The organism is Bradyrhizobium sp. F1.4.3 (assembly GCF_040548375.1).
Classification (GTDB): domain Bacteria; phylum Pseudomonadota; class Alphaproteobacteria; order Rhizobiales; family Xanthobacteraceae; genus Bradyrhizobium.
This window is the reverse complement of sequence record NZ_JBEPRN010000004.1, coordinates 1-19,137: the sequence shown is the minus strand read 5'-3', so window position 1 is coordinate 19,137 and position 19,137 is coordinate 1. Positions and strand designations below refer to the sequence as shown.

The 19,137-nt window shown below is 64.6% G+C and carries 16 protein-coding genes; 12 read left to right on the top strand and 4 right to left on the bottom strand.

Annotated elements, in window-relative coordinates:
- Positions 1–25: 25 nt before the first annotated feature.
- On the bottom strand, positions 26–943 hold the full coding sequence (locus ABIB73_RS14370; protein WP_354225000.1) for a LysR family transcriptional regulator: 918 nt from the start codon (positions 941–943) through the stop codon (positions 26–28).
- Positions 944–1,063: 120 nt separating this feature from the next.
- Here ABIB73_RS14370 and ABIB73_RS14365 point away from each other — a divergent pair, with 120 nt between their 5' ends.
- The 6 genes from ABIB73_RS14365 to ABIB73_RS14340 all read left to right on the top strand — a co-directional run bounded on the left by ABIB73_RS14365 (position 1,064) and on the right by ABIB73_RS14340 (position 6,700).
- Complete coding sequence (locus ABIB73_RS14365) at positions 1,064–1,879, top strand: putative hydro-lyase (protein ID WP_354224999.1); 816 nt, start codon at positions 1,064–1,066, stop codon at positions 1,877–1,879.
- 87 nt (positions 1,880–1,966) lie between these two features.
- On the top strand, positions 1,967–3,211 hold the full coding sequence (locus tag ABIB73_RS14360) for an ABC transporter substrate-binding protein (RefSeq protein WP_354224998.1): 1,245 nt from the start codon (positions 1,967–1,969) through the stop codon (positions 3,209–3,211).
- A gap of 211 nt (positions 3,212–3,422) precedes the next feature.
- Entirely contained in the window at positions 3,423–4,301 is an 879-nt protein-coding gene (locus ABIB73_RS14355) for a branched-chain amino acid ABC transporter permease (protein WP_354224997.1), read from the top strand.
- Positions 4,301–5,284 carry a branched-chain amino acid ABC transporter permease gene (locus tag ABIB73_RS14350; RefSeq protein WP_354224996.1) on the top strand — a complete coding sequence of 328 codons (984 nt, stop codon included), beginning with the start codon at positions 4,301–4,303 and terminating at the stop codon, positions 5,282–5,284. Before ABIB73_RS14355 ends, ABIB73_RS14350 begins: the two co-directional genes overlap by 1 nt.
- Positions 5,281–6,012 (top strand): ABC transporter ATP-binding protein, encoded by a 732-nt coding sequence (locus ABIB73_RS14345; protein ID WP_354224995.1) that lies wholly within the window; start codon positions 5,281–5,283, stop codon positions 6,010–6,012. The genes ABIB73_RS14350 and ABIB73_RS14345 overlap by 4 nt, the downstream gene beginning before the upstream one ends.
- On the top strand, positions 5,996–6,700 hold the full coding sequence (locus ABIB73_RS14340) for an ABC transporter ATP-binding protein (protein WP_354224994.1): 705 nt from the start codon (positions 5,996–5,998) through the stop codon (positions 6,698–6,700). The genes ABIB73_RS14345 and ABIB73_RS14340 overlap by 17 nt, the downstream gene beginning before the upstream one ends.
- A 66-nt stretch (positions 6,701–6,766) precedes the next feature.
- Here the strand turns inward: ABIB73_RS14340 and ABIB73_RS14335 are convergent, their stop codons facing one another.
- Positions 6,767–7,033, bottom strand: a complete 267-nt coding sequence (locus ABIB73_RS14335; protein ID WP_354224993.1) for a hypothetical protein — start codon at positions 7,031–7,033, stop codon at positions 6,767–6,769.
- Positions 7,034–7,049: 16 nt separating this feature from the next.
- On the bottom strand, positions 7,050–7,706 hold the full coding sequence (gene otnC, locus ABIB73_RS14330; protein WP_502918433.1) for a 3-oxo-tetronate 4-phosphate decarboxylase: 657 nt from the start codon (positions 7,704–7,706) through the stop codon (positions 7,050–7,052).
- Between the two features lie 113 nt (positions 7,707–7,819).
- Here otnC and ltnD point away from each other — a divergent pair, with 113 nt between their 5' ends.
- The 6 genes from ltnD to ABIB73_RS14300 all read left to right on the top strand — a co-directional run bounded on the left by ltnD (position 7,820) and on the right by ABIB73_RS14300 (position 17,282).
- On the top strand, positions 7,820–8,737 hold the full coding sequence (gene ltnD / locus ABIB73_RS14325; RefSeq protein ID WP_354224991.1) for an L-threonate dehydrogenase: 918 nt from the start codon (positions 7,820–7,822) through the stop codon (positions 8,735–8,737).
- A 17-nt stretch (positions 8,738–8,754) separates the two neighbouring features.
- Entirely contained in the window at positions 8,755–9,537 is a 783-nt protein-coding gene (otnI, locus tag ABIB73_RS14320) for a 2-oxo-tetronate isomerase (protein ID WP_354224990.1), read from the top strand.
- The gene (gene otnK, locus ABIB73_RS14315) at positions 9,534–10,811 is read left to right on the top strand and encodes a 3-oxo-tetronate kinase (protein WP_354224989.1); all 1,278 of its coding nucleotides are present in this window, start codon (positions 9,534–9,536) and stop codon (positions 10,809–10,811) included. The genes otnI and otnK overlap by 4 nt, the downstream gene beginning before the upstream one ends.
- Positions 10,812–10,976: 165 nt before the next feature.
- Positions 10,977–12,668, top strand: a complete 1,692-nt coding sequence (locus ABIB73_RS14310; protein WP_354224988.1) for a methyl-accepting chemotaxis protein — start codon at positions 10,977–10,979, stop codon at positions 12,666–12,668.
- A gap of 245 nt (positions 12,669–12,913) precedes the next feature.
- Positions 12,914–16,093, top strand: coding sequence for an efflux RND transporter permease subunit (locus ABIB73_RS14305; RefSeq protein WP_354224987.1), 3,180 nt, complete (start codon positions 12,914–12,916; stop codon positions 16,091–16,093).
- Positions 16,080–17,282 (top strand): efflux RND transporter periplasmic adaptor subunit, encoded by a 1,203-nt coding sequence (locus tag ABIB73_RS14300; protein WP_354224986.1) that lies wholly within the window; start codon positions 16,080–16,082, stop codon positions 17,280–17,282. The genes ABIB73_RS14305 and ABIB73_RS14300 overlap by 14 nt, the downstream gene beginning before the upstream one ends.
- A gap of 148 nt (positions 17,283–17,430) precedes the next feature.
- Here ABIB73_RS14300 and ABIB73_RS14295 read toward each other — a convergent pair whose 3' ends face one another.
- Positions 17,431–18,945, bottom strand: coding sequence for an acetyl-CoA acetyltransferase (locus ABIB73_RS14295; RefSeq protein ID WP_354224985.1), 1,515 nt, complete (start codon positions 18,943–18,945; stop codon positions 17,431–17,433).
- Between the last annotated feature and the right edge of the window lie 192 nt (positions 18,946–19,137).

The window sequence follows — 19,137 nt, the reverse complement described above, 5'->3', positions numbered from 1 at the left end:
GTCTCTCGATTATCCGGCGCCTGTTTCAATGACGCGCCAGCGCGGGCGCGTCAACCGCGAGGCTGCTCTGCGCAATCTGACATGCAAGCTCGGCGACGCGCTCCACCGCAACGACATCGGGCGAGGCGAGCCAGCTCGCGGTGAACGTCAGCGGCGCGATTTCGAGATCGGTGTCGAGCAGTTGCAGCCGCCCGTCAGCGAGTTCGTTCTCAACGATGGCGTCGGGGATCACGGCGATGCCGAGGCCCTCGACCGCCATGTGGATGACGGTTGCCAGCGAAGCGGAGGCGTGCAGCCGGATCGGCGGCAGCTCGGGCCGGTCGAACACTTCGCGCACAACCTCGTAGGGCCTGGTCTTGCGTGGGAAGGTGATGATCGGAAACCGCGCAAGCTCTGCCCGGGTCACCGGGCCGTTGCCGAGGCCGAGCGAAGGGCTGGCGAGAAAGCCGATCGGATAGTCGGCGAGGACGCGGTTGTGCACGCCGGAGGCCGACAGCGGACCGACGACGAAGGCAAGTTCGATCTCCTGCGCAAGCAGGCGCGCGGTGAGGTTCGGCGTGATGTCGACCTCGATCTCCAGCGACAGGTTCGGGTAGACCTCGTTCATGCTCTTCACCAGCCGCGGCAGCCAAGTGTGCACGATGGTCTCGGCGACGCCGAGCCGCATCACGCCGCGCATGGCGGAGCGATCGCCGATCTCCGCTATCATCGCCGCGCGCAGGCCGATCAGCTTCTCCGCATAGACCATCATCTGCCGGCCGCTCGGCGTCGGCGAAGCGACGCGATGGTCGCGATTGAGCAGCTTCACACCCATCTCGCGCTCGAGTTGCGCGATGCGCTGGGAGATCGCGGGCTGGGTCGTATTGAGCCGTGCTGCGGCGCCGCGGAAGCTGCCGAGCTTCACAACCCAGAGGAATGTCTCGATCGATCTAAAGTCTAACATTGGAAGGATTTTCCAGTCCGATAAATAAAATTTATCGATCTTGATTAGAAAGGAAGATTAGACTTTATATCATGCTTGGTGTTGGCTTGTCTTTGTCGAGTTTATAGGCAGGTCGATCACATGACTGTTTTTGTGGCAGCGCAGCAAACTGAAACACCCGACACCCTCCCGAGCCGTCAGGCGCGGCTCGCATATCGCGGCGGCCAGGTCGGTTCCACCGCGGGTGTCGCGCCCGGCTTCGTCCAGGGCAATCTGGCGATCCTGCCGGCGGAATATGCCAGCGCTTTTCACCGTTTCTGCCAGCTCAATCCGAAACCGTGCCCGATCATCGGCATGTCCGATGTCGGCAGCCCGCACATCCCAGCGCTCGGCGCCGATCTCGATATCCGCACCGACGTGCCGCGCTACCGCGTCTGGCGCGACGGCGAAGTCGTCGACGAGCCGACCGACGTGAGCAAATACTGGCGCGACGATCTCGTGACCTTCGTGCTCGGCTGCTCCTTCTCCTTTGAAGAGGCCTTGCTCGACGAGGGCATGCCGATCCGCCACATCGAGCAGAACGTGCGGGTGCCGATGTACCGCACCAACATCGCCTGCGGCGAGGCCGGTCCGTTCGCCGGTCCCATGGTGGTGTCGATGCGTCCGTTCAAGCCGGCCGATGCGATCCGCGCGGTGCAGATCACCTCGCGCTATCCCGCCGTGCACGGCGCGCCCGTGCATCTCGGCCATCCGCATTTGATCGGCATCAAGGACATCGCCAAGCCCGATTACGGCGACCCCGTGCCTGTCGCCGATGACGAGATCCCGGTGTTCTGGGCCTGCGGCGTGACGCCGCAATCGGTGATCAACGCCGCCAAGCTGCCGTTTGCGATCACGCATTCGCCCGGCCTGATGCTGGTGACGGATCTGAAGAACAAGACCATGGCCGTGATTTAGTAGGCAGCGTTTGCTGCTTCTTCGGGCTTTACCGCATCCATCAATCGCTTCATTCGATCAGCCGAAATTCAGTAAGAGGACTTTGCCATGACGATCTCTCGCCGCGACGTGTTGCTCGGTGCCACCGCCACTGCTGCGCTGGTGCCGCTGGCGGCGCGCGCCCAGACCTCGGAAGTCGTGATCGGTGTCATCTATCCGTTCTCCGGCGGCAGTGCCCAGCAGGGCGTCGATGCGCAGAAGGCCTATGAGACCGCGCTCGAAGTCATCAACAAGGACACCGATTTCGACCTGCCGCTGGCGAAGGGCGAGGGCCTGCCGGGCCTCGGCGGCGCCAAGGTGCGCCTCGTTTTCGCCGACCACCAGGCCGATCCGCAGAAGGGCCGCGCCGAAGCCGAGCGTCTGATCACGCAGGAGAAGGTTTCCGCCATCATAGGCACCTACCAGAGCGCGGTCGCCGTCACCGTCAGCCAGATCTGCGAGCGCTACCAGATCCCGTTCGTCTCCGCCGACAACTCCTCGCCGAGCCTGCATCGCCGCGGCCTGAAATATTACTTCCGCGCGGCGCCGCATGACGAGATGTACTCGGCCGCGATGTTCGACTTCTTCGATGCCTTGAAGAAGAAGGGCACCAAGATCGAGACGCTGTCGCTGTTCCACGAAGATACCATCTTCGGCACCGATTCCGGCAACGCCCAGGCCAAGATCGCCGGCGAGCGCGGCTACAAGATCGTCTCCGACATCAAGTACCGCGCCAACTCGCCGTCGCTGTCGGCCGAAGTGCAGCAGCTCAAGACCGCGAATGCGGACGTGCTGATGCCCTCGAGCTACACCACCGATGGCATCCTCCTGGTCAAGACCATGGGCGAGCTCGGCTACAAGCCGAACGCGATCGTGGCCCAGGACGCCGGCTTCTCCGAGAAGGCGCTCTACGACGCCGTCGGCGACAAGCTCGAAGGCGTGATCTCGCGCGGCACCTTCTCGCTCGACCTCGCGCAGAAGCGCCCGATGGTTGGCAAGATCAACGAGATGTTCAAGGCGAAGTCGGGCAAGGATTTCAACGATCTCACCTCGCGCCAGTTCATGGGCCTGATCATCCTCGCCGACGCCATCAACCGCGCCAAGTCGGCCGACGGCGAGAAGATCCGCGATGCGCTGGTCGCGACCGACATCCCGGGCGAGCAGACCATCATGCCCTGGAAGCGCGTCAAGTTCGACGAGATGGGCCAGAACAACGACGCCGACCCGGTGCTCTTGCAATATGTCGGCGGCAAGTTCGTCACCATCTTCCCGCCGCAGGCCGCGATCGCCGAGGCGATCTGGCCGATGAAGTAAGCGGCGCGATATCTCCCAACGTCGTCCCGGACAAGCGCAGCTCTTGGCAACGCGTTAGCGTTGTCCAGAGCGGAGCGCAGATCCGGGACCCATTACCACAGGCAGGCGTTTCTGCGATGATTGGCTGCCGTTCATCCTCTCGATGGATTCGTGGTTATGGGTCCTGGCTTTCGCCATGACGACATCGGAGTAACGCAGGAGCAGAGCACCGGTGACAGCCCAAGCCATTATCCAAAGTCTCGCGAGCGGCCTGCTCATGGGCCTGCTCTACGGACTGATCGCCGTCGGCCTCGCGCTGATCTTCGGCCTGATGGACGTCGTGAACTTCGCCCATGGCGAGTTCCTGATGATCGCGATGTACGTGTCCTTTTTCCTGTTCACGTTTTTCGCGATCGACCCCTTGCTGTCCGCGCCATTGGTCGCCGCGGCACTCTTCGTTTTCGGAGCGGTGGTCTATCTGTTGATTGTGCGCTTTGCGATGCGCGCCAAGGCCAATGCCGGCATGGTGCAGATCTTCTCGACCTTCGGCCTCGCGATCGTGATGCGCGGTCTCGCGCAATTCTTCTTCACGCCGGACTATCGCAGCGTTCCGCATTCCTGGCTCGGTGGCAAGACAGTGTCGGTGGCAGGGATCTTCCTGCCAGAACCGCAACTCGTCGGCGCGCTGGTCTCGATCCTGGCCTTCGCCGGGCTCTATTTGTTCATCCACCGCACCGATTTCGGTCGCGCGCTGGAGGCCACCCGCGAAGACCCCGGCGCGGTGGCGCTGGTCGGCATCGACAAGAACCGCGTGTTCGCGCTCGGCTGGGGCCTCGGCGCCGCACTGGTCGGCCTTGCCGGCGCGATCATGGCGAGCTTCTTCTACATCTATCCCGACGTCGGCGCGTCCTTTGCGCTGATCGCCTATGTCACGGTGGCGCTCGGCGGCTTCGGCAGCGTGTTCGGCGCGTTCGCCGGTGGCATCATCGTCGGCCTGGTCGAAGCCGGCACCGCGCTGGTGCTGCCGCCGTCGCTGAAATCGGTCGGCATCTATGCCGTTTACCTCCTCGTCGTCTTCATTCGGCCGCGCGGCCTGTTCGGGCAGATGTGATGGACCAGCATTTTGCCGCGCGGCGTCGCCGCGACCTCATCATCGCCGCGGTGCTGGCCGCGCTCGCCGCACTGGCACCTCTGGTGGTGAAGGACGTCTACGTCCAGAACATCCTGATCCTGACCTTGTTGTACGCGGCGCTGTCGCAGAGCTGGAACATCCTCTCCGGCTATTGCGGGCAGATCTCGCTGGGCCACGCGCTCTATTTCGGCATCGGCGCCTACGCCACCGAACTGCTCTTCACCAAGTTCGGCGTGCTGCCCTGGTTCGGCATGCTCGGCGGAGGCGTGATTGCGGCCTTGATCGCAATGGGGCTCGGCTATCCCTTCTTCCGCCTGCGCGGCCATTACTTCGTGATTGCGACCATCGTCATCGCCGAGATCGGGCTGCTGCTGTTCCAGAATTGGGATTGGGCGGGCGCTGCGATGGGAATTACCATTCCGGTGCGTGGCGACAGCTGGTTGAAATTCCAGTTCCTGCGCAGCAAGCTGCCGTACTTCTATTTCGCGCTGGTGCTGTGCTGCCTCGCCTGGTTCGTCACCTGGTGGCTGGAAGACTCCAAATGGGGCTTCTGGTGGCGCGCGGTGAAGGACAATCCGGACGCCGCCGAGAGCCTCGGCGTCGTAGTGTTCAACTCCAAGATGGGCGCCGCTGCCGTCTCCGCTTTCCTCGTGGCCGTCGGCGGCGGCTTCTATGCGCAGTTTCTCGCCTATATCGATCCTGAAAGCGTGATGGGATTCCAGTTCTCGCTGTTGATGGCGCTGCCGGCCGTGCTTGGCGGCATCGGCACTCTCTGGGGTCCCGTGTTAGGGGCGGCTATCCTGATCCCGATGACGGAGCTGACACGCTCCTATATCGGCGGCTCCGGCCGCGGCGTGGACCTCATCGTCTATGGCGCGCTGATCGTGGCGATCTCGCTGGCACTGCCGCGCGGTCTGGTGAGCCTGTTCTCCCGCTCAAAAGCGAAAGGAGCCACACGATGACCGCGCTCCTTGAAACCCGCGGCGTCTGGCAGCGTTTCGGCGGCCTCGTCGCCAACAGCGACGTCTCGATCTCGGTCGGCCGTGGCGAGATCGTCGGCCTGATCGGCCCCAACGGCGCCGGCAAGTCGACGCTGTTCAATCTCATCGCCGGCGTGTTGCCGCCGACCCAAGGCTCGATCTGGTTCGACGGCGTGGATGTGACAAAAATGCCGGCGGCCGAGCGCTGCCAGCGTGGCGTCGGGCGCACCTTCCAGGTCGTCAAGAGCTTTGAGACCATGACGGTCATCGACAACGTCATCGTTGGTGCGCTCGTGCGCAACACCGTGATGCGCGAGGCGCGCCGGAAGGCGCATGAAGTGCTGGAGTTCACCGGCCTTGCCGCGCGCGCCGATGTGCTCGCAAGCGACCTCGTGCCGGCCGAGAAGCGCCGCCTCGAAGTCGCCCGTGCGCTCGCGACCGAACCGAAACTGCTGCTGCTCGACGAAGTCCTCACCGGGCTGACACCGACCGAGGCGCAGACCGGTGTGGCGCTGGTGCGCAAGGTGCGCGATGCCGGCATCACTGTTTTGATGGTCGAGCATGTCATGGAGATCGTGATGCCGCTCGTCGACCGCGCCATCGTGCTCGACCTCGGCAAGGTGCTGGTCGAGGGCAGGCCCACTGAGGTCGTCCGCGATCCCAAGGTGATCAGCGCATATCTGGGAGATCGTCATGCTGTCGGTGCGTGAAGTCACGACCGCCTATCAGGGTCTGGTCGCGATCTCCGCGATCAGCATTGAAGTCGCCAAAGGCGAGATTGTCTGCGTGGCCGGTGCCAATGGCGCGGGCAAGTCGACGCTGCTGAAATCGATCGCCGGCGCCGAGCGGCCGCGCTCGGGCACCGTGACGTTCGACGGCAAGCGTCTCGACGGCATGGCGCAGCATCACATCACCGCCACCGGCATCGCCTATGTGCCGGAGAACCGCCGCCTGTTTCCGCGTCTGTCGGTGCGCGACAATCTGCGCCTCGGCAGCTATCTTTATCGCGGCGAAGCGAACCGCGAAGAGCCGCTCGATCTCGTCTTCACGCTGTTTCCGCGCCTGTCCGAACGCCTGGAGCAGCGCGCCGAAACGCTCTCCGGCGGCGAGCAGCAGATGCTCGCGATCGGCCGCGCGCTGATGACGCGCCCACGTCTGCTGATGCTGGACGAGCCTTCGCAGGGTATCATGCCAAAGCTGGTCGACGAAATCTTCCAGGCGGTGAAGCGCATCCGCGACGCCGGCATGACCGTGCTGATCGTCGAGCAGCGCATGGCCGAGTGCCTGGAGATCGCCGACCGCGCCTACATCCTGCAAACCGGCCGCGTCCTCATGCAGGGCCCGTCCGCAGAGATCAGAGGCAATCCAGATGTGCGGAAGGCGTATCTGGGGCTCTGAACGCTCCGATTGCAGTCCAGGTCGCTCCGGCACGCGGACGGCAGGAGGGAAGAGGTCCGACAGGCGCTATCGAATGACCTCGACCTTCGCCGCCAAGTCTGGCACGCGGCTTACCCGGTAGGTGGCGTTGCTGCATGTGAGGACCCATACCTCGTGATCCGGCTTCGAGCGCTTGGCGTCCTTCACAGCCTTGAGTGCCTTGTCGCAAGCGAAGCCTTGCGTGCGGATCTGTGCCGCCAAGGTGGCCTGCACAGTCTCTTGCGTCTGTGCGGTCGATTCCCCCAGACCCCATACCAGCAGAACGATGAAAGCGAAGCCTGCGAATCTCGCCATGAACGTCCTCCATGAATTAGTGCCCATGTTCCGGCAGCGTAACCCCGAACACCTTCACCAGATCCGTCACTTGTTCCGGCGACAGATAGCGCGGGTTCATCCCCCGCAGCAGCAGATACAGCTTCGCCGTTTCTTCGAGTTCCTCCGTCGCGAACACGGCCGCTTCCAGCGTATCGCCAGCAACCACCGGGCCGTGATTGGCGAGCAGCACGGATGAATATTTCCCCGCGAGCCCCTTGATGGCATCCGCGACCGCGGGATCACCGGGACGGTAATAGGGCACGAGCGCGGTGGCGCCGCATTTCATCAGGTAATAGGCCGTCATCGGCGGCAGCGCGGCGCGCGGGTCGATCTCGGGCAGCATCGAGAGCGCGACCGAATGGGTCGAATGCAGATGCACGATTGCGCGTGCGGTCCAGCGCGTTTCATAAAGCGCGGTGTGCAGCGGAACTTCCTTGGTCGGGGCATCGCCCGAGATCAGCCGGCCCTTCTCATCCAACCGCGACAGCCGTGCCGGATCGAGGAAGCCGAGCGAGGCGTTGGTCGGCGTCACCAGCCATCCGCCATCGTGCATCTTGACGCTGATATTGCCGGAGGAGCCAGGTGTCAGCCCGCGCTCGAACAGCGACCGTCCGAAGCGGCAGATCTCCTCGCGAAGCCGTGTCTCACTCATGGCCGTCATGCTTGCTTGTCTCACGCTTTGGCAGCGCGGCCAAGCCGTGTTATTCGAGACGAGAGCCGCCGTAAAAGCCGGCCGTCCGGGAAACGTTCGCAAGGGTCAGCCGCATGTCCGCCTCCACGTCACAGAATCAGCGCATCGCCGTCATCGGGCTCGGCTCGATGGGCTTTGGCATGGCGACCTCGCTGAAGCGCGCCGGCCACACCGTCACCGGCTGCGACGTTTCGGCTGATGCCGTGGCGCGCTTCGTGAAGGATGGCGGCGCGGGCGCCAAGACGCCGGCCGAGGCGGCCAAGGGCGCGGACATCGTCGTCAGCGTCGTCGTCAATGCGGCGCAGACCGAAGCCATCCTGTTCGGTAAGGATGGCGTAGCCGAGACCATGCCGAAGGACAGCGTCTTCATCTCCTCCGCCACCATGGATCCCGACGTGGCGCGCCGCCTCGCCAAGCAGCTGGAGGCAACCGGCCGGCATTATCTGGACGCGCCGATCTCCGGTGGCGCGCAGCGCGCCGCCCAAGGCGAATTGACCATCCTTGCGTCCGGCAGTGCGGCTGCCTTTACAAAAGCGCGGCCGGCGCTCGATGCCATGGCCGCAAAGCTTTACGAGCTCGGCGATGCCGCAGGGCAGGGCGCCGCCTTCAAGATGATCAACCAGTTGCTCGCTGGTGTGCACATCGCGGCCGCATCGGAAGCGATGGCGTTCGCCGCCAAGCAGGGGCTCGACATCCGCAAGGTCTATGAGGTGATCACGGCCTCCGCCGGCAATTCCTGGATGTTCGAGAACCGCATGCCGCATGTGCTCGACGGCGACTACACGCCGCGCAGCGCGGTCGAGATTTTTGTCAAGGATCTCGGAATCATCCAGGACATGGCGCGCAGCGCCCGATTCCCGGTGCCGGTCTCTGCCGCAGCCCTCCAGATGTTTCTGATGACCGCCGCCGCCGGCATGGGCCGCGATGATGATGCGTCGGTGGCGCGGATGTATGCGCAGGTCACCGGCGTCAAACTTCCCGGCGACAAGTAGAGCCAAGAGGATTTTCAATGCCCCGTTTTGCCGCCAATCTCTCGATGATGTTCACCGAGGTACCATTCCTCGACCGCTTCGACGCCGCTGCGCAAGCGGGCTTCACCGCCGTCGAATTCCTCTTTCCCTACGAGCATCCGGCCGAGGCGGTCGGCGAGCGCCTCAATCGCAACGGCCTGATTCAGGCGCTGTTCAACCTGCCGCCGGGCGACTGGAATGCCGGCGAGAAAGGCTTTGCAGCGCTGCCGGCGCGCTTCTCCGATCTCAAGGCGAGCCTCGAGACCGCGCTGCCCTATGCCAAGGCGACCGGCGTCAAGCGTCTGCACCTGATGGCGGGCATCGCCAACCGCGGCGAGCGCGTCGCGATCGAAGCGTTCTACAAGTCGGTGGCGTGGGCGGCGGAGTTCTTCGCGCCGCACGGTATCGACATCGTGCTCGAGCCAATCAATGCACGCAACGTGCCCGGCTACTTCCTCAACGATTTCGGCTTCGCGCGCGATCTGATCCAGGAATTGCGGCTTCCGAACCTGAAACTCCAGTTCGACATCTATCACTGCCAGATCATCCATGGTGACGTCACGATGCGGCTGCGCGAAATGATGCCGATCATCGGCCACGTCCAGATCGCCAGCATCCCTTCGCGCAACGAGCCTGATAGCGAGGAGCTGAACTATCCGTTCCTGTTCGCCGAGCTCGACCGGCTCGGCTATCCCGGATTCGTCGGCTGCGAATACAATCCGCGCGGCAAGACCACCGATGGCCTCGCTTGGTTCAAGCCTTACGCGGGGGTGAAGCCGTGACGCTGGCATTAGGCTGCATCGCCGACGACTACACCGGCGCCTCCGATCTCGCCAACACGCTGACGCGCGCGGGTCTGCGCACCGTGCAGACCATCGGCGTGCCTGCGGATGATCTCGCGCTGCCCGAGGTCGATGCCGTCGTGGTGTCGCTCAAGAGCCGCTCGATCGAGGCGGGCCTTGCCGTGTCGCGCTCCAGCGCGGCGGAGAAATGGCTGCGCGGCCGCGGTGCGAGCCACGTGCTGTTCAAGATCTGCTCGACCTTCGATTCTACTGACGCCGGCAATATCGGCCCGGTGATGGATGCGCTGCGCGCCGATTGCGGTGAGGCCGTCGTGCTGGTGACGCCGGCTTTTCCCGAAACCGGCCGCACCGTTTACCAGGGCAATCTGTTCGTCGGCGCTGTGCCGCTGAACGAGAGCCCGCTGAAGGATCATCCGCTCAACCCGATGCGCGATTCCAACCTGGTGCGCGTGCTGGCGCGCCAGAGCAAGACGCAAATCGGTCTCGTCGACCTCGCGACCGTGACGCGTGGGGCGGATGCCGTGCGGGCGCGACTTGCCGAATTATCGGGCCAGGGCATTGGAGCTGCAATCATCGACGCCGTGTTCGATCGTGACCTCGAGACCATCGGCCTTGTCGCTGCCAACCATCAGCTGTCGGTCGGCGCTTCCGGCATCGGCCTCGGGCTAGCGCGCGCCCTGGTGTCGACCGGCAAGGTCAAATCAACCGCGGTGAGCGGCGAGACCGGTGCCGCCGTCGGCGGACCGGCGGCCTGCCTCGCCGGAAGCTGCTCGCAGGCGACGCTCAAGCAGATCGCCAGCGCTGAAAGTGTCATGCCGGTGCTTCATCTCGATCCGGACCGTATTCTTACGGGAGCCGGCGAGGCGCAGCGTGCGCTGGACTGGGCGAGGCCGCGATTGGCCGAAGGTCCGGTGCTGATCGCGTCGAGCGCGACACCGGATCAGGTCGCCGCGCTCCAGGCGCGCCACGGCCGCGACGCGGCGGGGCATGCCATCGAGCAGACCATGGCCGACATCGCCGAAAACCTTGTGAGATCAGGCGTGCGGCGATTGGTCGTCGCCGGCGGCGAGACCTCCGGCGCGGTCGTTGATCGGCTGAAGATTCCTGGATTCCTCGTCGGTGCGGAGATCGCCGCGGGCGTGCCGGTGCTACGCGCTGTGGGCCACCAAGGGGGCGCCATGCTGCTCGCGCTGAAGTCCGGAAATTTCGGCGGGCCCGAGTTTTTCTCGGATGCGCTTGGGCTCATGCGCTGAGCGCAGGGCATTCTTAGTCCCTCCTTCACTACTTTAAGGTTCCGTACTCGTACGGAGTCGTAGTTAACAATTGCTCAGTCGCTTTGTTGTTGGATATCGGCGCCGCTCCTTTTGATTTGACCACGATTTAGGACGCGCGACCGCGCCAACGCAAAGAGACCCGCCATGTTCGCTAAGATTTCCATTCGCGCCAAGATCATCAGCGTCGTGGCGTTCCTGCTGGTCGCGATGAGTGGTATGGGCCTGCTCGCCGTCATGAAGATGCGGGCCATCAACGCCAACACCGTCGATATCACCGCGAACTGGATGCCCAGCGTGCGCGTGATCGGCGATCTGCGCGCCGGCGTCATCACCTACCGGAACGTCATTCGCGAGCACATGCTGGCAGAAACGCTGGAGGAGAAGCTCGCGGCGGAGAAGACCCTCGCGACCGTGGTCGAGGCCAACACCAAGTTCCGCAAGAGCTATGAGACGATGATTACCTCGCCCGAGGAACGTGCTCTCTACAGCCAGTGGTCCAAGACCTGGGAGGACTACAAGAAAGGTACCCAGGAAGTCATGGCACTGTCGCGCCAGGAGGCCGGCAAGATCCCGCACGAGGCGCACGAGCTGAACACCAAGACGGTCAACAAGATCGGGCTTGAGGCCGATGCGATCTTGGCCAAGGATATCGAGCTCAACACCAAGGGCGGCGATCAGGCCTCCGCGGACGCATCCGACACCTATTACTATGCCTTCATGATCGTCGCGATGATCCTCGGCGCCGCCGTGATCGCCGGCATTGGTGTCAGCTTCTACCTCGTTCACGACGTCTCCAGCGGCATCAACTCGATCGTCGAACCGATGCAGGCGCTGGGCAAGGGCGACCTGACCGCCGAAGTCCCGCATCGCGGCGAGAAGACCGAGATCGGCGCCATGGCCGATGTGCTCCAGGTCTTCAAGGAGGCGCTGGTCGCCAAGAAGGCGGCGGACGAAGCCGCCGCGGCCGACGCCGAAGCCAAGATCGAGCGTGGCCGCCGCGTCGACAACATCACCCGCGAATTCGAAACGATGATCGGCGAGATCGTCCAGACCGTGTCGTCGGCCTCGACCCAGCTCGAAGCCTCCGCCTCGACGCTGACTTCGACCGCCGACCGCTCGCAGCGCATGGCGACCACGGTTGCCGCCGCCTCCGAAGAAGCCTCCACCAACGTGCAGTCGGTTGCTTCGGCCACCGAGGAGATGGCCTCGTCGGTCGGCGAGATCAGCCGTCAGGTGCAGGAATCGGCGCGGATGGCGGGCGACGCCGTCGGCCAGGCCCGTGCCACCACCGAGCGCGTCAGCGAACTCTCCAAGGCGGCTTCGCGCATCGGCGACGTCGTCGAGCTGATCAACACCATCGCCGGCCAGACCAACCTGCTGGCGCTCAACGCCACCATCGAGGCGGCGCGCGCCGGTGAAGCCGGCCGCGGTTTTGCGGTGGTCGCCTCCGAGGTGAAGGCGCTCGCCGAGCAGACCGCCAAGGCGACCGGCGAGATCGGCCAGCAGATCTCCGGCATCCAGGCGGCGACCAACGACTCGGTCGGCGCTATCAAGGAAATCTCCTCGACCATCGAGCGCCTGTCGGAAATCTCCTCGGCCATCGCGGCCGCGGTGGAAGAGCAGGGGGCCGCGACCCAGGAGATCGCCCGCAACGTCCAGCAGGCGGCCCAGGGCACCCAGCAGGTCTCCTCCAACATCACCGACGTGCAGCGCGGCGCGACCGAGACCGGCACGGCCTCCTCGCAGGTGCTGTCGGCCGCGCAGATGCTGTCCAACGACAGCACCCGACTCAAGACCGAGGTCGGCAAATTCCTGACCAATGTCCGCGCGGCGTAAGCCGGGAGACGATGGCAGTTCTGAAAGCGGCGCCTCCGGGTGCCGCTTTTTTACGTGGGTGAAAGCTGCTTCTGTAACCACTCGGACGCTGGCTGCATATCTGGAATGCGATTTCGCCGGGCGATAGCAGGGAATTGACCGCGCGTGACATGCTGTCGTTGGCCATTGCGCTGGCGTTCGGGTAAATCAGCCGAGGAACCCGCGGGGGCGTGTTCCCTGTCCCCTGATTTGGAATTGCCTGACGAATGATTGCTCTGGTCCGTATTGCCCTGAGCCGGCCCTACACGTTTGTCGTGCTCGCACTCCTGCTCCTGATCATCGGACCGCTCGCAGCGCTGCGGACGCCGACCGACATCTTTCCGGAGATCCGTATCCCCGTGATCGGCGTGGTCTGGCAGTACACTGGCCTGCCGCCGGACCAGATGTCCGGCCGCATCACCACGCCGTTCCAGCGCTCGCTGACGACCACGGTCAACGACATCGAGCACATCACTGCCAACTCCTATAACGGCTTCGGCATCGTCAAGATCTTCTTCCAGCCGACCGTCGACATCCGCACCGCAAATGCCCAGGTTACCGCGATCTCGCAGACGCTGTTGAAGCAACTGCCGCCCGGCGCGACGCCGCCCTTGATCCTGAACTACTCCGCCTCGACCGTGCCGATCATTCAGGTGGCGCTGTCGGGCGACGGCCTCACCGAGCAGAACCTCGCCGACATCGGCATCAATCAGCTCCGCACGCCGCTCGTCACCGTCCCCGGCGCGGCGATCCCGTATCCGTTCGGCGGCAAGCAGCGCCAGGTCCAGATCGACCTCGATCCGACCGCGCTCCAGGCCCGCGGCCTGTCCGGCCAGGATGTCGCCAACGCGCTCGCCGCGCAAAACCTGATCACGCCGGTCGGCACCCAGAAGATCGGCACCTTCGAGTACAATATCCAGCTCAACAACTCGCCGCTCAAGATCGACGAGCTCGGCAATCTGCCGATCAAGACCGTCAACGGCGCGATGGTCTATGTGCGCGATGTCGCGACCGTGCGCGACGGCAATCCGCCGCAGACCAACATCGTCCATGTCGACGGCAATCGCTCGGTGCTGATGATGGTGTTGAAGGCGGGCGCGACCTCGACGCTCGACATCATCGCCGGCATCAAGCAGAAGGTGATCGACGTCAAGGACCAGATGCCGGATGCGCTCAAGATCGGCTTCATCGGCGACCAGTCGGTGTTCGTCCGCGGCGCGATTCAAGGCGTCGCCTTCGAGGGCGTGATCGCGGCGCTGCTCACCAGCGTCATGATCCTGCTGTTCCTCGGCAGCTGGCGCTCGACCGTGATCATCGCGGTCTCGATCCCGCTGTCGGTGCTCGGCGCCATCATCATGCTGTCGGCGATCGGCGAGACGCTCAACATCATGACGCTCGGCGGTCTCGCGCTCGCGGTCGGCATCCTCGTCGACGACGCCACCGTGACCATCGAGAATATCAACTACCATCTCGAGCAGGGCAAGCCGGTCGAGCAGTCGATCCTCGACGGCGCCAACCAGATCGTGACGCCGGCCTTCGTCTCGCTGCTCTGCATCTGCATCGTGTTCGTGCCGATGTTCTTCCTCACCGGCGTCGCGCGCTTCCTGTTCGTGCCGATGGCCGAAGCCGTGATGTTCGCCATGATGTGGTCGTTCATCCTGTCGCGCACGCTGGTGCCGACGATGGCGAATTACCTCTTGCAGGCGCACGTCCATCATGAGGGCGAGCCGCCGAAGTCGCGCAATCCGCTTGTCTGGTTCCAGCGTGGTTTCGAGAAGCGGTTCGAACGCATTCGCGGCGGGTACCACAATCTGCTGGGGCTCGCGCTTGGGCACCGTATGGTGTTCGTCGCTGGCTTCCTTTGCGTGGTCGGAGCGTCCTTTGCGCTGGTGCCGTTCCTCGGCCGCAACTTCTTCCCTGCGGTCGATGCCGGCAACATTCTGATGCATGTCCGCACCCAGGTCGGCACCCGTGTCGAGGAGACCGCGAACCAGCTCGCCGACGTGCAGAAGGCTATCCGCAAGCTGATCCCCGGCGAGATCGACACGCTGACCGACAACATCGGCATGCCGATCTCCGGCATCAACATGACCTACAACAACACCGGCGTGATCGGCCCACAGGACGGCGACATCCAGATCAAGCTCAAGGAAGGCCACAAGCCGACCGAGGAACATGTGCGCGTGCTGCGCGAGCAGCTGCCGCGTCTGTTTCCCGGCGTCAGCTTCGCTTTCCTGCCGGCCGACATCGTCAGCCAGATTTTGAACTTCGGCGCGCCGGCGCCGATCGACCTCCAGGTCCGTGGCGCCAATGCCGAGGCCAACTTTGCTTACGCCAACAAGCTGCTCGCCAAGGTCCGCCGAATTCCGGGTGTCGCCGACGCGCGCATCCAGCAGTCGCCGAACAATCCGACCTTCAACATCGACGTCGACCGCACCCGCGCGCAATATGTCGGCCTGACCGAGCGCGACGTCACCAACAGCCTCGTGGTCAATCTCGCGGGCTCCTCTCAGGTCGCGCCGACCTACTATCTCAACCCGGACAACGGCGTGTCCTACTCCATCGTGATGCAGACGCCGCAATACCAGATCGATTCGCTCAGCGCGCTCCAGACGCTGCCGATCACGGCGACCGGCAATTCGCAGTCGCCGATCCTCGGCGGCATCGCCGACATCAAGCGCTCGACGTCGAGTGCGGTGGTGTCACAATACGACATCCAGACGCTGGTGCAGATTTTCGCGACGACGTCGGGCCGCGATCTCGGCGCGGTGTCCAATGATATCCGGCAGGTTATCGCCGACACCGCCAACGAGGTCCCGAAGGGCTCCTCCGTGGTGCTGCTCGGCCAGGTGCAGACCATGAACAGCGCCTTCAGCGGGCTCCTGTTTGGACTGCTCGGCGCTATTGTCCTGATCTACCTCCTGATCGTCGTCAACTTCCAGTCCTGGTCCGATCCGTTCGTGATCATCACGGCGCTGCCGGCAGCCCTCGCCGGCATCGTCTGGATGCTGTTCACGACCCAGACCACGCTGTCGGTGCCCGCGCTTACCGGCGCCATCATGTGCATGGGCGTCGCCACCGCCAACAGCGTGCTCGTGATCTCGTTCGCCCGAGAACGCTATGAGGAGCTCGGCGACCCCGTCGCGGCGGCGCTGGAGGCCGGCTTCGTCCGGTTCCGCCCGGTGCTGATGACCGCGCTCGCCATGATCATCGGCATGGCGCCGATGGCCCTGGGGCTCGGCGAGGGCGGCGAGCAGAACGCGCCGCTTGGCCGCGCCGTGATCGGCGGCCTGATCTTTGCAACGTTCGCCACGCTGATATTTGTTCCCGTGGTGTTCAGTATGGTACACAAGAAACAAGGCGCCAAAGCCGCCGCCCCCTTGGAGACTCCGCATGTCGCCCACTGAACCAAGCTCACCGGTCTCGCGCCGGAAACTGGGCATTTTCGGCGTGGTGGCGCTGATTGCGGCAGGCCTCGTGGTCGGCACCGGCATCCGGGCTCGCGAGGACCAGGGCTCCAGGCTGAAGGAATGGACCGACGATCAGGCCGTTCCGAGCGTCGCGGTGAGCCAGCCCAATGCCAAGGCTCTCAACTCCACCATCGACCTGCCGGGTCGCCTCGAAGCCTATTACCGTGCCCCGATCTTCGCCCGTGTCTCGGGCTATCTGAAGAGCTGGAGCGCCGACATCGGCGCCCGGGTCAAGGCCGGGCAGGTGATCGCCGAGATCGAGGCGCCCGACCTCGATCAGCAGCTGCTCCAGGCCCGCGCCGACCTCGCCAGCCAGCAGGCCAGCGCGAGGCTGTCGGAGGCAACGCTGAACCGGCGCAAGACGCTGGTCGCCTCCAATTTCGTCTCCGCGCAGGAGATCGACGAGCGCACTGCCGACCTCTCCAACAAGAACGCGGCCGTCCACTCGGGGCAGGCCAACGTCGAACGCCTGGAGGCGCTGGCCGGCTACAAGAAGATCACCGTGCCGTTCGACGGCGTGGTCACCGCGCGCGACACCGATGTTGGCGCGCTGATCAACGCCGGCGGCGGCTCGGGCCCGGCGATGTTCGTGGTCTCCGACATCACCAAGCTGCGGGTCTACGTCAACGTGCCCCAGAACTACGTGCCGGCGATCAAGATCGGCGCCAAGGCCACCATGGTGATGCCGGAATACCCGAACCGGACGTTCCAGGCGACGGTGGAGGCGTCCTCGCAGGCCGTCGACGTGGCGTCGGGCACGACGCGCATGCAGCTCGGCCTCGACAATTCCAATGGCGAGTTGATGCCCGGCGGCTACGCCAGTGTGAAGTTGAACCTCCAGCGCGACACGGCGCCGCTGAGCATTCCTGCCAGTGCCCTGATCTTCAACGGCAGCGGCCTGCGCGTCGCGACCGTCGGTCCCGACGACAAGGTGCAGTTCAAGACCGTGACGATCGCGCGCGATCTCGGCAGGGAGATTGAACTCGCCTCCGGCATCGTCCCGGACGACCGCATCATCACCGCGCCGCCGGATGGCCTGTCCAATGGCGATCCGGTGCGAGTCGTCGGCCCTGGCGCCAAGGGCAAGCCCGCGACCGCGTCCGAACCGCAGGTGCCGAAGGGCTAAGGGTAATCTCGTGCCCCGGACGCAGCGCAGCACGAAGTGGTGCGCTGCTGAGCCGGGGTCTATTCTCGCCGCGGTGTACCGCGCCGCCATCTGGGTCCCGGCTCTGCGGAGCGGCATTTCGCGCCGCACCGCGTCCGGGACACGAGGGCTACCCCACCCGCCACTCCGGCACGCCGTCTGCGGCGATCGCGACCTCGCCGAGCGAGCCGACCGGTGTGCGATCCATATTCAGCAAATGCGCCAACGTCGCGCTGTCATCAGCCGGAATTCGCGCCAGCGTGCGCCGGTCATCCGCCGTGCGCAGCATGACGACCCCGTGCTCGACATCGCCGCCGCGGCCATAGAGCACCGTAAAACTCTCGACCTTGCCCTTGCCGTTCGGCTCCGTGACGAACTCCGGCACCGCACGCTTGTTGCTGTCGGCCACCGTTTGCACGCTCGTCTCCTGCGCCAGCGCCGCGCGCGGCGGCGTCTTCGAGACCACCAGCGCGTGATGCTTGGTGACGAAGCCGCCCTGGCCATAGAGCAGGCCGAGCTCGGCGCCGTCGCGCAGGCGCTGCACCATCGCGCAGGCCGCGTGCGTCATGTAGGTGTTGAGCGGCGCGCCGAAGAAGGTGAGGCCGCCGGTCACGGTGGGCTGGACGTCGGCGCCTAAGCCCAGTGTTCGCCGCGCCATCTTGGGCACGCAGGGGAAGCAGCTGTAGAGCTCGATCGCGTCGAACTTTTTGCCGTCGCCGCCAGCCAGATCCATCGCCGCCTTGAGCACCGCGTTCTGCGGATGGCTCTCATGGAACTGATCGCGCAGCAGATAGTCGCGCGGCTCCTCCGCCGAGGCGCCGCCGAGCGGATAAACCAGTCTGTCCTCCGCAATGCCGGCCGCGCGCGCTTTGGCAAGGCTGGTGAGCAGCAGCGCGCCGCCCATGTTGACGCTGGGATTGGCAACCATCAGTTTGTTATAAGGCCACGCGATGAGACGGTTATCCGCGGTCGGCGTGGTGATCTCGTCCGCAGTATAGCGCCGCTTCAGCCAGGCGTTTGGATTTTGCGCGGCAGCCTCGGAATAGCGCGACCACAGCGTCCCCGACTCCGCCATCGCCTCGCGTGGCGTCTGGCCCCAATGGGCGGATGAAGCCGCCTCGTAGAAGGGATAGACGGTGACGGGGCGAAACACGCCGAGCTTCACCGCCAGCGGCTTCTGGAACGCCGCGCCGCGCTTCGGTTCCTCGACATCATGGGCGAACGGTGTCCATGGTAGCTTTGTGCCGGCACGCTCGGCCTTGGTCGCGCTCGACTGCGCTTCGGCGCCACAGACCGCGGCTACCGTGCATTCGCCGCGTGCGATGCGTTTGGCAGCCTCGTGGATATAGCGGATCGGGCTCTCGCCGCCGACCGGACCGTAATAGCAATGCGAAGGCGTGATGCCGAGGCGCTGCGCCAGCAGCTTCTCCGGATCCCGGTAGCGCCAGCTCAGGAAATTGACGACGTCGAGCGACTGCACCTCGCCGAGCAGTTTTGCGCCGGCATCCGCCTCCGCGCGCCGCAGCGCCTGTTCCAGCAGATCGAGCGGCTCGAGGCCCTCGGCGATCTCCTTCGGGCGGTCGATGATCTCGCCGACGCCGACGATGACGGGAATGCGGTCTGGGGGGAGGGAGGGGTTTGTCATTTCTTCTTGCCTCGCTCTCTAGATCTTCGGCACGCCGCCACCCTTCGAGGCCTTCGCTACGCTCCGGCACCTCAGGACGACGGCTACGGGTACAGCGTCATCCTGAGAGCTTGTGACGCTTTTGCTCGTTCGGAGCGGAGTGGGGCTGCTTGTCGCGGTAAATGGCGGGTCTGAGTTCGTCGATGAGCTCTC